The following is a 12,937-nucleotide window of genomic DNA, read 5'->3' as shown; positions in this document are numbered from 1 at the left end:
CTTAAAGGGCGGAAGCGTTGGCGAGGTCCTGGCGCTCGAGGGCGAGCGGTGCGGGTCCGGTCAATTTTACCCGTTCATGGGCCGCCAGCGACAGGGTGGCGCCGAGCACATTCGGGCGAATAGGCAGTTCTCCGGCATCCAGGTCCAGCAGGCAGACCAGGGTGACGCTGGCCGGGCGGCCATAGTCGAACAGTTCATTGAGCGCGGCGCGGACCGTGCGGCCACTCATCAGCACATCATCCACCAGCACCAGGTGCTGGCCCTCGACCTCGAATGGCAGTTCGGACGGGCGCACCTGGGGGTGCAGGCCGTTCTGGCTGAAGTCGTCGCGGTAGAACGAGACGTCCAGGGTGCCCATGGGGCTGCTGTCGCCCATGGCTTCCTGCAGGGCCTGGGCGACCCAGACGCCGCCCGTGCGGATACCGATATAGCGTGGCTCGGCAATTGCCCGGCGGGCCAGGTGGGCGCGAAGGTCGACAGCCATCTGCCGAATCAGCTCGGCGGGATTGGGTAGGCTCATTGCGGGCTCCTTGGAAGGGTGCGCCGGGCTGGCCCGGCGGCAAAGATGATCAGGTGTTGGCCTCCAGCCAGCCTTGCAGCAACAGTGCGGCAGCAATGGCATCGACCGGGTTGTCACGGTAGCTGCCGCGCTGGCCGCCACGGGCCATGCGCTCGCCTTTGGCCTCGAAGGTGGTCAGGCGCTCGTCGTGGGTGTGCACCGGCAGGTTGAAACGGCCGTTCAGGCGGCGGGCGAATTTTTCTGCGCGGGCGCTCATTTCGCTGGGGGTGCCATCCATGTTCAGCGGCAGGCCGACAACGATGGCATCAGGCTTCCACTCGACAATCAGCTTTTCTACCTGGGTCCAGTCCGGCACACCATTCTGTGCCTTCAAGGTGCACAGCTCGCGGGCCTGGCCGGTGACTACCTGGCCGACGGCTACGCCGATCTGTTTGCTGCCGTAGTCGAAACCCAGCAGCAGGCGTGGTTCGGGCTGCAGTTCGGCCATCAGGCGTGGCCCGCCTGACTGGTCAGCAGGTTCAGGTTGATGCCCAGGCTGGCGGCTGCGGCTTCCAGGCGCAGGTCGCTGGCCAGGCCGAAGATGATTTCCGGGTCGAACGGGCAGTTGAGCCAGGCATTGTCGGCAAGCTCGGCTTCCAGCTGGCCCGGTTCCCAGCCGGCATAACCCAGGGTAATCAGGCTCTTCTGCGGCCCCACGCCTTCGGCGATGGCGAACAGCACATCCTGCGAAGTGGACAGTGACAGGCCCTGGAGTTCGACGGTGGCCTGGTAGCTGCATTCGCTGCTATGCAGCACGAAGCCACGGTCGGTCTGCACCGGGCCGCCTTGGTAGATCGGCACCTGCAGGGTGCTGGCTGGCGGCGCTTCGTCCGGGCGCAACTGTTCGAGGATGTCGGCCAGGTTGAGTTCCTGTGGCCGATTCACCACCAGCCCCATGGCGCCATGGGCGTTGTGCTCGACGATGTACGTGAGGGTCTGGGCGAAGTTCGGATCGGCCATGTGCGGCATGGCGATCAGAAACTGATGCTTGAGGTAGCTCGGCGTGAGGTTTTTCATGGAGGATAGTGTGGCGCCAGGTGGCGAGGCTGACAAGGTGCGGATTTGTGTCGTCGTTTTGGTTCGGGCGTTAGGGGCTTGGCGTCTGTCAGGCCTGACGCCGCCTGCTCGCGATGCACCGCGCGGGCGGCGCTCGATATCCGTACCAACCCGTTCCCGTGTCCAGCGACAATGCTCAGTTACTGGACAAACGGTCCCCGCGGGCAAAGCGCCAAGTGCGGATGATTTCCAGCCGGTCGAACTCGGCCAGGTCGCCAGTAAACGGCGCGAACGGCGCCGCCAGCCGCACGATGCGCTGGGCCGCCTGGTCGAGCACCGGCTGCCCGGACGACTCCAGCACCAGCACCTCGTACAATGAGCCATCGCGGTTGATCGACACCATCATCCGCAGGTTGCCGTAGATCTGCTGCCGCCGCGCCTCCTCGGGGTAGTTGAGGTTGCCCACCCGCTCGACCTTCTTGCGCCACTCTTCCTTGTACCAGGCGCCCTTGTCGCGCATGGTCGATGCGGCATTCAGGCGATGGATGCGCGGGCGCTTGGCATACATCTGCTGTTCGTTGGACAGCTCGGCTTCGAGGCTGGCGATCTGGCTCGACAGCTGCGAACTGTCGAACTCCGGCGTGGCGGCCGCAGGTTTTGGTTGCGGCTTGCTTTCCTTGGGCTTGGGCTCGACCTTCTGCGCTTTCGGCGCCTTGGTCGCCACAGCGGATTTTTCCGGCACCGGCGGGGGCGCCACTTCGGGCTTGGCCGCAGGCGGCGGGGTGACCTTGTTGATCTTGCTGTCCTGGAACGGCGCCACCTCGGTGGTGGTGGGTACCGCCTTCTTGTCCAGGGTGCCGCTACCCTGCTGGTTGTCCTGGGCCTGGAAATCGGCCTTTTCCGGCCGCTTCTCGCTCTTGAACGAGGCCAGGGTGATGTCCATGGTCTGGCGGATTTCCGCCGGCTTGACCACGGTGAAACCCACGCCAAGGATCAGCGCCAGGTGCACCAGGGCAGCCAGGAACAGGGTAAAGCCAAGCCGATCCACCGGGCGAACGCGCGGTGGCAGCAGGTCGGCGGGGATGTCGGCAGGCAGCGTCATCAGGTATCCAGCAACCGCAGGGCGGGGCAGCAGCTCAGTCGAAAAGGACCGGCATCATACCCCACTCCGCGCATTTGCTCCGCGTCGGCGGTCAGCGCGCCTTGAGCTTGCGATCAATGGCATCCATCAGCTTGCCACCAATGTCGGTGTTGTAGGCCGCGTCGATCTCGCGGATGCAGGTGGGGCTGGTGACGTTGATTTCGGTGAGGTAGTCGCCGATCACATCCAGGCCGACGAACAGCAGGCCCTTTTCGCGCAGGGCAGGGCCGACCTGGGCGGCAATCCAGCGGTCGCGCTCGGTCAATGGGCGCGCCTCGCCACGGCCACCGGCCGCCAGGTTGCCACGGGTCTCGCCGCTGGCCGGGATGCGCGCCAGGCAGTAGTCGACTGGCTCGCCGTCGATCATCAGGATGCGCTTGTCGCCATCCTTGATTTGCGGCAGGTATTCCTGGGCCATGATCTGCTGGTTGCCGTGCTGGGTCAGCGTTTCGAGGATGACCGACAGGTTGGGGTCCTCCTTGCGGTGGCGGAACACCGAGGCTCCGCCCATGCCGTCCAGCGGCTTGAGGATCACGTCGCCACGGCTATCGGCGAATTCGCGCAAGATGTCGACGCGGCGGCTGACCAGGGTCGGCGCCATGCATTGCGGGAACTGCGTGGCGAACAGCTTCTCATTGCAGTCGCGCAGGCTCTGCGGGCGGTTGACCACCAGCACACCCTCGCGCTCGGCCTGTTCCAGCAGGTAGGTGCTGTAGACGAACTCCATGTCGAAGGGCGGGTCCTTGCGCATCAGCACCACGTCCAGCTCGGCCAGTGCGCTGTCCTGCTCCTCGCCCAGCTCGAACCAGCGGGCCGGGTCGGCGAACACCTTCAGCGGGCGCATTTGCGCGCGGGCCTGGCCGGCACCCAGGTACAGGTCGCGCTGCTCCATGTAGAACAGGCTCCAGCCGCGTGCCTGGGCGGCCAGCAGCATGGCCAGCGAGCTGTCCTTCTTGTAGGAGATGGACGCGATGGGGTCCATGACAATGCCGAGGCGAACGCTCATGGGGTGGTTCCTCTTGGCGGCGCGTGGCCGCGGTAGATCGAAAGTAAAGTGGCTCAGGGTGGCGCCGTGAACGCCGCTGGTCAAGGGGCGTGGTAGATGGAACGGGCACCCGGAGTGTGCTAAAAATGCCAGTCATAGCGCTGTGCAACAGGCCTTTGGGGCTGCTGCGCAACCCTATCGCGACGCAAGGCCGCTCCTACAGGAGATCGCGCTCCCTTGTAGGAGCGGCCTTGCGTCGCGATAGGGGCGCGCAGCGGCCCTACGATTTCCGCATTATCAGCGACGGTAGCCCAACAGATGGAACAACCCCTGAAGGTGATGGTGATCGACGATTCGCGCACGATCCGCCGCACCGCACAGATGTTGCTCGGCGAAGCGGGCTGCGAGGTGATCACCGCCAGCGATGGCTTCGATGCCCTGGCCAAGATCGTCGACCACCAGCCCAGCATCATCTTCGTCGATGTGCTGATGCCGCGCCTGGACGGCTACCAGACCTGTGCGGTGATAAAGCACAACAGTGCCTTCAAGGACACCCCGGTCATCCTGCTGTCGTCGCGTGACGGCCTGTTCGACAAGGCCCGCGGCCGGGTGGTCGGGTCCGACCAGTTCCTGACCAAGCCGTTCAGCAAGGAAGAATTGCTCGATGCGATCCGTGCCCACGTGCCCGGTTTCGCCGCAGCTCAACAACACGCACCCTGACTGCGCCCCGCCATGGCACGGTCTTTCTTTCCTGATGGGGAAACAGCATGGCCCGAGTTCTGATTGTCGACGACTCGCCGACAGAGATGTACCGATTGACCGGATGGCTGGAAAAGCACGGCTTCCAGGTGCTCAAGGCCAACAACGGTGCCGATGGCGTGGCCCTGGCCCGGCAGGACAAGCCAGACGCGGTGCTGATGGACATCGTCATGCCCGGCATGAACGGCTTCCAGGCTACCCGGCAGCTCAGCAAGGACCCGGAAACCAGCGCCATCCCGGTGATCGTGGTTACCACCAAGGACCAGGAAACCGACCGGGTCTGGGCTACGCGCCAGGGCGCCCGTGACTTCCTCACCAAACCGGTGGAGGAGGACGCCTTGATCGCCAAGCTCAAAGAGGTGCTGGGGGCTTGACCACCCGCCCGCAGGGCGCGTCGCTGACCGCCTTCGAGTTGTTGCTGGACATCGACCGGCGCTGCCGCCTGCTGGTCGCCGACCAGCCGCCGCAGGACCAGCGCCTGCAACAGTGGAGCGGCATCGGCTTCCGTATTGCCGGCCAGTGGTTCGTGGCGCCGATGGGCGAGGTCGCCGAGGTGCTGCGCGAACCGCGCAGTAGCCGTGTACCCGGCGTGCAACCGTGGGTGTGCGGGGTGGCCAACCTGCGTGGTCGGCTGCTGCCGGTGATGGACCTGAGCAGCTTCTTTGGCCTGGGCCAGGCCGCCCCGGGCAAGCAGCGGCGGGTGCTGGTGCTGGACCACGATGACCTGTTCGTCGGCCTGCTGGTGGACGAAGTCCTGGGCCTGCAGCACTTTGCCCTGGACAGCCTGCAGTTGTCGCCACCGCAACCGCTGATCCACGCCGCTGCGCCCTTCGTGCAGGGGCACTTCCCGCGTGAACGCAACTGGGCGATCTTCAGCCCCTTCGCCCTGGCTCAGGCGCCGGGCTTTCTCGATGTGGCGTTATAGGACCTGCGAACGTGAACAAGCCTGCCCCTCCCGTCACCGCGACCACCGTGACCCCACGTACCCGCAGCATTGCGCAGATCACCGTACTGTTCCTGATCCTGATCCTGTCGATCATCCTGCTGTTCGCCAACTTCGCCTACCTCAACACCCAGTCCAACTACGACAAGCAGTACATCGGCCATGCCGGCGAATTGCGCGTGCTGTCGCAACGTATCGCCAAGAATGCGACCGAAGCCGCCACCGGCAAGGCGCTGGCGTTCAAGCTGCTGTCGGACTCGCGCAACGATTTCGAACGGCGCTGGGGTTACCTGCGCGAAGGTGACAAGTCCACCGGCCTGCCACCGGCACCACCGGCGGTGCGTGACGAGATGGAAGCGGTACGCCGTGACTGGGAAAACCTGCGCAGGAACACCGACACCATCCTGGCCAGCGAACAGACCGTGCTGTCGCTGCACCAGGTGGCGGCGACCCTGGCCGAGACCGTGCCGCAGTTGCAGGTGGAATACGAAAAGGTGGTGGAGATCCTGCTGCAGAGCGGGGCCCCGGCCAGCCAGGTGGCGGTGGCCCAGCGCCAACTGCTGCTGGCCGAACGCATCCTCGGCTCGGTCAACACCGTGCTGGCCGGCGACGACAGCGCAGCCCAGGCGGCCGACGCCTTTGGTCGCGATGCCGGGCGCTTTGGCCAGGTGCTGGAGGGCATGCTCAACGGTAACGCGGCAATCCAGGTGACCCGCGTCGAGGATGCCGACGCCCGCACGCGCCTGGCCGAAATCGCCGAACTGTTCCAGTTCGTCGCCGGCTCCGTGGACGAGATCCTGGAAACCTCGCCCGAGCTGTTCCGGGTACGTGAAGCCGCAGGCAACCTGTTCAGCCTGTCGCAAACCCTGCTCGACGAGGCCTCGCACCTGGCCAACGGCTTCGAGAACCTGGCCGGCGGGCGTACCCTCGACACCGTTGGCGGCTACATCCTCGGCTTGCTGGCGCTGGCCTCGATCATCCTCATCGGCCTGGTCATGGTGCGCACCACCAACCGCCAGCTGCGCGAGACGGCGGAGAAGAACGAACGCAACCAGCAGGCGATCATGCGCCTGCTCGATGAAATCGAAGAACTGGCCGACGGCGACCTGACCGTGACTGTGTCGGTAACCGAAGACTTTACCGGCGCCATCGCCGATTCGATCAATTATTCGGTCGACCAGCTGCGCGACCTGGTCGCTACCATCAACCACAGTGCGTTGCAGGTCGCCGCCGCCGTACAGGACACGCAGAACACTGCTCGCCAGCTGGCCAAGGCCTCGGAACACCAGGCCGAGCAGATCAGCGAGGCGTCCGAGGCAGTCGGCGACATGGTCGAGTCGATCGATCGGGTTTCGGCCCACGCCTACGAGTCGGCGAAGGTGGCCGAGCGCTCGGTGGCGATCGCCAACAAGGGCAACGAGGTGGTGCACAACACCATCAATGGCATGGACAACATTCGCGAGCAGATCCAGGACACCGCCAAGCGGATCAAGCGCCTGGGCGAGTCCTCCCAGGAAATCGGCGATATCGTCAGCCTGATCGACGACATTGCCGACCAGACCAACATTCTTGCCCTCAACGCGGCGATCCAGGCCTCGCTGGCCGGTGAGGCCGGGCGGGGTTTTGCCGTGGTCGCCGATGAAGTGCAGCGCCTGGCGGAACGTTCATCTTCGGCCACCCGACAGATCGAGGCGCTGGTACGCACTATCCAGGCCGACACCAACGAGGCGGTGATCTCCATGGAACAGACCACCGCCGAAGTGGTACGCGGTGCGCGCCTGGCCCAGGATGCGGGCGTTGCCCTGGCCGAGATCGAAGGGGTTTCGCAGAACCTCGCCGACCTTATCCACAGTATTTCCGACGCTGCCCAGTTGCAGACTTCGTCGGCCGGGCAGATTTCCCACACCATGGCGGTGATCCAGCAGATCACCGCACAAACCTCCGCCGGCTCCAGCGCCACTGCCGACAGTATCCGCCACCTGGCTCGCATGGCCAGCGAGATGCGTCGTTCGGTGTCCGGGTTCACCCTGCCGCCACCTGCAGAGCCCATGACGAGCCCTAGTGAAGCGCCGCGCTGAGGAATGCCAATGGCCGTAGCTGCAATAAGCCCCGAACGCCACGATACCGTGGCGCTGGCCTGGACCAAGGCCGCCATCCTCGACTGCCTGGCCCAGGCGCGCCAGGCGCTGGAGCGCTTTGCCGGTGAACCGGGTGACCTGTCGATGCTGGCCTTCGTGGTCGACAACCTGCACCAGGTGCACGGTTGCCTGCGCATGCTCGAACTGCGCGGTGCCACCCGCCTGGCCGAGGAACTGGAATTGTTCGCCAAGGCCTTGGCCGAAGGCCAGGTCAGCCCCCGGGGTGATTGCCTGGGCGCTTTGTTTCGTGGTCTGGAGCAACTGCCGTCGTACCTGGAACGCCTGCGCGGTGCCCGCCACGACTTGCCACTGGTCATGCTGCCGCTGCTCAATCAGCTGCGCGCGTGCCGTGGCGAGGAACCGTTGGCGCAGGCCAGCCTGATCAGCGGCGCCACTCAGCGCTTTGCCGGCGCCGACGACCTGGCCAACCTCGACCTGTCGCTGGGTAACTGGCGTGAGCAGATGCAAGCCGGACCGGGCCGCGATGCCCTGCGCTCGGTGGTGACCGCGCTGTGTGACGACCTGATGCGCATCAAGGAGCGCCTGGACCAGTTCGTGCGTGGCGACCGCCAGCACAGCGAGCAGCTGGATGCCCTGCTGGCCCCCCTGCGCCACGTGGCCGACACCTTGGCGGTGCTGGGTTTCCAGCAGCCGCGTCGGGTGATTATCGACCAGGTGCTGGCGCTGCAGGCTTTGGCCCAGGGCGAGCGAGCAGTGGATGACGCGGTGTTGATGGACGTGGCGGGGGCGCTGCTGTACGTCGAGGCTACGCTTAACGGCATGGTCGGCCCGCTGGAGGAAAACGGCCAGGGCGGCCTGCCGGGCTCGGACCTCGCCGAGATCCGCCAACTGGTGTTGAACGAGGCACTGAACGTGCTGCAACAGGCCAAGGACCTGATCGGCGATTGCCTGGAGTCCGGTTGGCCGCGGCAACGCCTGCAACCTTTGCCGGGGCTGTTGCAGCAGGTTCGCGGGGCGCTGGCGATGTTGATGCTGCCGACCGTGGCCGAGCTGTTCGAAGGCTGCGCCAGTTATGTACAGCGCTGGCTGCAGCACCTGGAGGTAGAGCCGCCAGCCGATGAGCTGACGCACCTGGCCGAGGCCTTGAGCGCAGCCGAATGCTACCTGCAGTGGCGAGTGGCCGACCCGTTGGCGGATGCCCAGCCGTTCATCGACATGGCCCGCGCCAGCCTGTCGACGCTGGGCGTGCAGTGCACCCAGGTCGATGCCACTGCAAGCCACGATGGTAGCGCCGATGGCATCGACGATGAGCTGCGCGAGGTGTTTCTCGACGAAGCCGGTGAACTGTTGCCGGAAATCGAGCGCCACTGGCTGCGCTGGCGGGCCGACAACCAGCAGCACGAGGCATTGAAGGAAATGCGCCGTGCGCTGCATACGCTCAAGGGCAGTGGCCGCATGGTCCATGCCGAGGCGGTGGCCGAGCTGGCCTGGGGCGCCGAGCATCTGCTCAACCGGGTGCTCGAGGGCCGCAGCGTGCTCAGCCCGGAAGGCGTGGTGGCCTTGCAACGGGTGTTCGTCCACCTGCCCGACCTGCTGGCCGATTTTGCCGCCGGCCAGTTGCCGCAACTGAGCGAAATCGAGCAACTGGCCGGGCACCTGCATGCCCTGGCCGAAAACGCTGCGCCGTTGGCAGCGGACCTGGGCGGCCTCGACCCGCAATTGCTGGACATCTTCCGCAGCGAGGCGCAGGGCCACCTGGCCAGCCTGGATGCTTTCCTGCGCGATGCCGGCGACCACGACACGCCGGTCAGCGATGGCCTGCAGCGTGCGTTGCACACGCTCAAAGGCAGCGCCGCCATGGCCGGAGTGATGCCGGTGGCCGAACTGGCGACTGCCTTCGACCGTCTGGCGCGTGAATACAAGGGCCACCAGCTGCCGCTGCAAATGGCCGAGATCGAATGGCTGGAAGCCGCACGCTCGCTGTTTCACCTGGGCCTGGCGCAACTCGACAGCACGCCGCTGGCAGCCATCCCCGGCGCCGCCGAGCTGATCGAGCAGGTCGGCCAGGTGGTGGACGAACGCCTGGCCAGCTTGCATGACGACCCGCAGCATGCGCGGCGCAGCAAGCGTGACCCGCAGCGGGTGGCCAGTTTCCTGGCCCAGGCCATGGATACCCTGCTGGATGCCGAATCGTTGCTGTCGCGCTGGCGTCAGCAGCCCGGCCAGCGCGACCCGTTGGACACCCTGCTCGACCAGCTCACCACCTTGGGCCACGCGGCACACCTGGCCGACCTGCGGCAAATGGACGATGTGTGCGAGGCCCTGCTCGACCTGTACGGTGCCGTGGAGGAGGGCAGCCTGCCCGCCGATGCGCGCTTCTTCGCCCAGGCCCAGCGGGCCCATGAAGCCCTGCTGGACATGCTTGACGAGGTGGCCGCCGGGCAGGACATTGCACCCCGCGCCGAGCTGCTCGACAGCCTGCGTAATCTGCTGGACCAGGCCCTGGCGCCGGAGGCCACTGGCCTGGTTGGCATCGACACGGTCACGCCGCTGCACCCGGACATGGACCTGGGCGCTACCCTGGGTCTGGGGCTGGCGCACAAGCCTGTGCCGCCGGCTGCGGCGGAGTTGCTGGTCGAAGAGCCGGAAAGCCCTGGCGCAGAGCTGCTGGAAGTGTTCCTTGAAGAAAGCTCGGACATCGTCGAGAGCGCTGCTGCGGCGTTGGCCCGCTGGCAGGCCGACCCGCGTAGCAGCGTCGAGGTGGACAACCTCCTGCGCGACCTGCACACCCTCAAAGGTGTGGCGCGCATGGTCGAGATCGCGCCAATCGGCGACCTGGCCCATGAGCTGGAGTTTCTCTACGAGCTGTTGGCCGCGGGGCGCCTGCCGCCGAGTGCGCCGCTGTTCGCCCTGTTGCAGAACTGCCATGACCGCCTGGCGCACATGCTCGATGCCGTGCGCCTGGGCCAGCCGCTGCATGCCGCCACGGCGCTGATCGACTACATCCGCAACTTCAGCAGCGCGGCGCTGACCGACAGTGCTGCGGGCCAGGGGCCGGTCGGTGCCGCTGCCAGCGAGGCGCCAGCGGCGGTACCGGAGCGGGCGCCAGGCGACATGGTCAAGGTCGATGCCGAGCTGCTCGACGAACTGGGCAACCTGGCCGGTGAACACTCGATCATCCGTGGGCGCATCGAGCAGCAGGTCAACGATGCCCAGTTCACCCTCAACGAGATGGAAACCACCCTCGAGCGCATGCGCGACCAGTTGCTGCGCCTGGACATCGAGACCCAGGGGCGGATTTCCAGCCGCCAGCAGTTCGAAGGCGATGCCTATGACGACTTCGACCCCCTGGAGATGGACCGTCATTCGCAGCTGCAGCAGCTGTCGCGGGCCCTGTTCGAGTCTGCCTCGGACCTGCTCGACCTCAAGGAAACCCTGGCCCAGCGTGCCCAGGAGGCCCATAGCCTGCTGCAACAGCAGGCGCGGGTGAACAGCCAGTTGCAGGAAGGCCTTACGGCTACCCTGATGGTCCCCTTCGAGCGCCTGGTGCCGCGCTTGCAGCGCGTGGTGCGGCAGGTGGCCAGCGAGTTGGGCAAGCAGGTCGAGCTGGTGGTCGGCAATGCCGAGGGCGAGCTGGACCGCAGCGTGCTCGAACGCATGGTGGCACCGCTGGAGCACATGCTGCGCAATGCCGTCGACCACGGCCTGGAAAGCCGGGAAATGCGCCTGGCCGCTGGCAAGCCGGAGCAGGGCACCATTCACCTGAATCTACTGCACGAAGGCGCCGACATCGTCATCGAAATGACCGACGACGGTGCCGGCGTGCCGCTGGAAGCGGTGCGACGCAAGGCCATCAAGCGCGGCCTGCTGGACCCGCAGGCACATTTGAGCGATCACGAAATCCTCCAGTTCATCCTTCGGCCAGGCTTTTCCACTGCCGAGAAGATCACCCAGATTTCCGGGCGCGGCCTGGGCATGGACGTGGTCCACGAAGAGGTCAAGCAACTGGGCGGCTCGATGAGCATCGAGTCGGCCCCAGGCAAGGGCGCGCGCTTCCTGATTCGCCTGCCGTTCACCGTGTCGGTCAACCGTGCGCTGATGGTGCATCTGGGTGAAGAGCAGTACGCCATCCCGCTGAACACCATCGAGGGCATCGTCCGCGTGCCGCCCGCTGAACTGGCGGCATGCTACCAACTGGACGTGCCACGCTATGTGTACGCCGGCCATGAATACGAGTTGCGTTATCTGGGCGAACTGCTGCAAGGCATGCCGCGCCCGGCCTTGCTGGGGCAAAGTGTGCCGCTGCCGGTGCTGCTGGTGCATTCCCAGGAACAATCGTTCGCGATTCAGGCTGACGCCCTGTCGCCCAGCCGCGAAATCGTGGTGAAGAGCCTGGGGCCGCAGTTTGCTGCGGTTGCCGGTTTGTCGGGGGCGACATTGCTGGGCGATGGCCGTGTGGTGCTGATTCTCGACTTGTTGGGCCAGTTGCGTGGCCAGCAGCGGCGCCTGGCGCGCCTGCCGGGTGGTGGTGCGGCCCAGCGCCAGGTATTCGGGCCGGCACCGCGGCGGGCCTTGCTGGTGATGGTGGTGGACGACTCGGTAACCGTGCGCAAGGTCACCAGCCGCCTGCTCGAGCGCCACGGCATGAGCGTGCTGACGGCCAAGGACGGGGTCGATGCCATGGCCCTGCTGGAAGAGCACCGCCCGGATGTGCTGCTGCTGGATATCGAGATGCCGCGCATGGATGGTTTCGAGGTGGCCACGCGCATCCGCCGCGACGAGCGGCTGAAAGACCTGCCGATCATCATGATCACCTCGCGCACCGGGCAGAAGCACCGCGACCGAGCCATGGCCATCGGCGTCAATGAATACCTTGGCAAGCCGTATCAGGAATCGGTCCTGCTGCAGAGCATCGCCCACTGGAGCCAGGCCCATGCTTGAACTGATCGCCGGCCAGCGCAGCAGCCTGACCGGGCTGTTGCTGCCGTTGGGTGACCGTACCCTGGTGTTGCCCAATGTCGCGGTGGCCGAGTTGAGCGGCCAGCGCAACGTGCTGTGCCAGCGCGGCGAGCCGGCCTGGCACCTGGGCTGGATCGACTGGCGCCAGCAACGCCTGCCGCTGATCGGCTTCGAGGCCGCCTGCGGTGGCGAGACCCCCTGCGGCGAGCGGGCCCGTGTCGTGGTGCTGAATGCCCTGGGTGATACCGGCCTGCGTTACCTGGCGCTGCTGCTGCAGGACATCCCGCGCTCGTGCAAGCTCGACAGCCAGCTGAACTATGTGGACGTGGCACTGGGCCGCCTGGAACTGGCGGCGGTGCAGGTGGGCGAGCAGGTGGCGCGGGTGCCGGACCTGGTCGGGCTGGAGCGGCTGGTGCGTGACGCTGATCTGCAACCTGACCTTGGTTAGGATGTGAAGCAAAGCGCTTGGTCGTTTGGCTGACGCGGTCGTTGCAGG

At 66.0% G+C, this 12,937-nt stretch carries 11 protein-coding genes; 6 read left to right on the top strand and 5 right to left on the bottom strand.

The window, feature by feature from the left end:
* Nucleotide 1: 1 nt before the first annotated feature.
* From pyrR to gshB, 5 genes are all read right to left on the bottom strand, one after another.
* The gene (pyrR, locus tag HU763_RS22410) at nucleotides 2–520 is read right to left on the bottom strand and encodes a bifunctional pyr operon transcriptional regulator/uracil phosphoribosyltransferase PyrR (protein ID WP_186684344.1); all 519 of its coding nucleotides are present in this window, start codon (nucleotides 518–520) and stop codon (nucleotides 2–4) included.
* 49 nt (nucleotides 521–569) lie between these two features.
* Entirely contained in the window at nucleotides 570–1,007 is a 438-nt protein-coding gene (gene ruvX / locus HU763_RS22405) for a Holliday junction resolvase RuvX (RefSeq protein ID WP_186684345.1), read from the bottom strand.
* Complete coding sequence (locus tag HU763_RS22400; protein WP_186684346.1) at nucleotides 1,007–1,576, bottom strand: YqgE/AlgH family protein; 570 nt, start codon at nucleotides 1,574–1,576, stop codon at nucleotides 1,007–1,009. The genes ruvX and HU763_RS22400 overlap by 1 nt, the downstream gene beginning before the upstream one ends.
* 175 nt (nucleotides 1,577–1,751) lie before the next feature.
* A complete protein-coding gene (locus HU763_RS22395) occupies nucleotides 1,752–2,657 on the bottom strand; it encodes an energy transducer TonB (protein ID WP_170033188.1) in 906 nt (301 codons plus the stop codon).
* A 91-nt stretch (nucleotides 2,658–2,748) separates the two neighbouring features.
* Complete coding sequence (gene gshB, locus HU763_RS22390) at nucleotides 2,749–3,702, bottom strand: glutathione synthase (RefSeq protein WP_186684348.1); 954 nt, start codon at nucleotides 3,700–3,702, stop codon at nucleotides 2,749–2,751.
* A 297-nt stretch (nucleotides 3,703–3,999) separates the two neighbouring features.
* Between gshB and HU763_RS22385 the strand changes: the two genes are divergently transcribed.
* From HU763_RS22385 to HU763_RS22360, 6 genes are read left to right on the top strand one after another with little or no spacing between them, the layout of a single operon-like run.
* Nucleotides 4,000–4,401 carry a response regulator gene (locus HU763_RS22385; protein ID WP_003257770.1) on the top strand — a complete coding sequence of 134 codons (402 nt, stop codon included), beginning with the start codon at nucleotides 4,000–4,002 and terminating at the stop codon, nucleotides 4,399–4,401.
* A 47-nt stretch (nucleotides 4,402–4,448) separates the two neighbouring features.
* Nucleotides 4,449–4,814 (top strand): twitching motility response regulator PilH, encoded by a 366-nt coding sequence (gene pilH / locus HU763_RS22380; RefSeq protein ID WP_170033182.1) that lies wholly within the window; start codon nucleotides 4,449–4,451, stop codon nucleotides 4,812–4,814.
* The gene (locus HU763_RS22375) at nucleotides 4,811–5,365 is read left to right on the top strand and encodes a chemotaxis protein CheW (RefSeq protein WP_186672370.1); all 555 of its coding nucleotides are present in this window, start codon (nucleotides 4,811–4,813) and stop codon (nucleotides 5,363–5,365) included. The genes pilH and HU763_RS22375 overlap by 4 nt, the downstream gene beginning before the upstream one ends.
* A 47-nt stretch (nucleotides 5,366–5,412) precedes the next feature.
* Nucleotides 5,413–7,461, top strand: a complete 2,049-nt coding sequence (locus HU763_RS22370; protein ID WP_225931978.1) for a methyl-accepting chemotaxis protein — start codon at nucleotides 5,413–5,415, stop codon at nucleotides 7,459–7,461.
* A gap of 9 nt (nucleotides 7,462–7,470) precedes the next feature.
* Nucleotides 7,471–12,423, top strand: a complete 4,953-nt coding sequence (locus tag HU763_RS22365; protein WP_186684352.1) for a hybrid sensor histidine kinase/response regulator — start codon at nucleotides 7,471–7,473, stop codon at nucleotides 12,421–12,423.
* Nucleotides 12,416–12,889: a chemotaxis protein CheW gene (locus HU763_RS22360; RefSeq protein WP_170033174.1), complete on the top strand. Its 474-nt coding sequence runs from the start codon at nucleotides 12,416–12,418 to the stop codon at nucleotides 12,887–12,889. Before HU763_RS22365 ends, HU763_RS22360 begins: the two co-directional genes overlap by 8 nt.
* The last annotated feature ends 48 nt before the right edge of the window (nucleotides 12,890–12,937 follow it).

It is taken from the genome of Pseudomonas anuradhapurensis (genome assembly GCF_014269225.2).
GTDB lineage: Bacteria > Pseudomonadota > Gammaproteobacteria > Pseudomonadales > Pseudomonadaceae > Aquipseudomonas > Aquipseudomonas anuradhapurensis.
The sequence above is the reverse complement of the archived record's forward strand: the minus strand, read 5'-3'. Positions and strand labels throughout refer to the sequence as shown.

Bases quoted from the DNA above. Each gene is read 5' to 3' on its own strand.
- pilH (WP_170033182.1), top strand. From the start codon at position 4,449: ATGGCCCGAGTTCTGATTGTCGACGACTCGCCGACAGAGATGTACCGA.
- ruvX (WP_186684345.1), bottom strand. From the start codon at position 1,007: ATGGCCGAACTGCAGCCCGAACCACGCCTGCTGCTGGGTTTCGACTAC.
- HU763_RS22365 (WP_186684352.1), top strand. From the start codon at position 7,471: ATGGCCGTAGCTGCAATAAGCCCCGAACGCCACGATACCGTGGCGCTG.
- HU763_RS22385 (WP_003257770.1), top strand. From the start codon at position 4,000: ATGGAACAACCCCTGAAGGTGATGGTGATCGACGATTCGCGCACGATC.
- HU763_RS22400 (WP_186684346.1), bottom strand. From the start codon at position 1,576: ATGAAAAACCTCACGCCGAGCTACCTCAAGCATCAGTTTCTGATCGCC.
- HU763_RS22395 (WP_170033188.1), bottom strand. From the start codon at position 2,657: ATGACGCTGCCTGCCGACATCCCCGCCGACCTGCTGCCACCGCGCGTT.
- HU763_RS22360 (WP_170033174.1), top strand. From the start codon at position 12,416: ATGCTTGAACTGATCGCCGGCCAGCGCAGCAGCCTGACCGGGCTGTTG.
- gshB (WP_186684348.1), bottom strand. From the start codon at position 3,702: ATGAGCGTTCGCCTCGGCATTGTCATGGACCCCATCGCGTCCATCTCC.
- pyrR (WP_186684344.1), bottom strand. From the start codon at position 520: ATGAGCCTACCCAATCCCGCCGAGCTGATTCGGCAGATGGCTGTCGAC.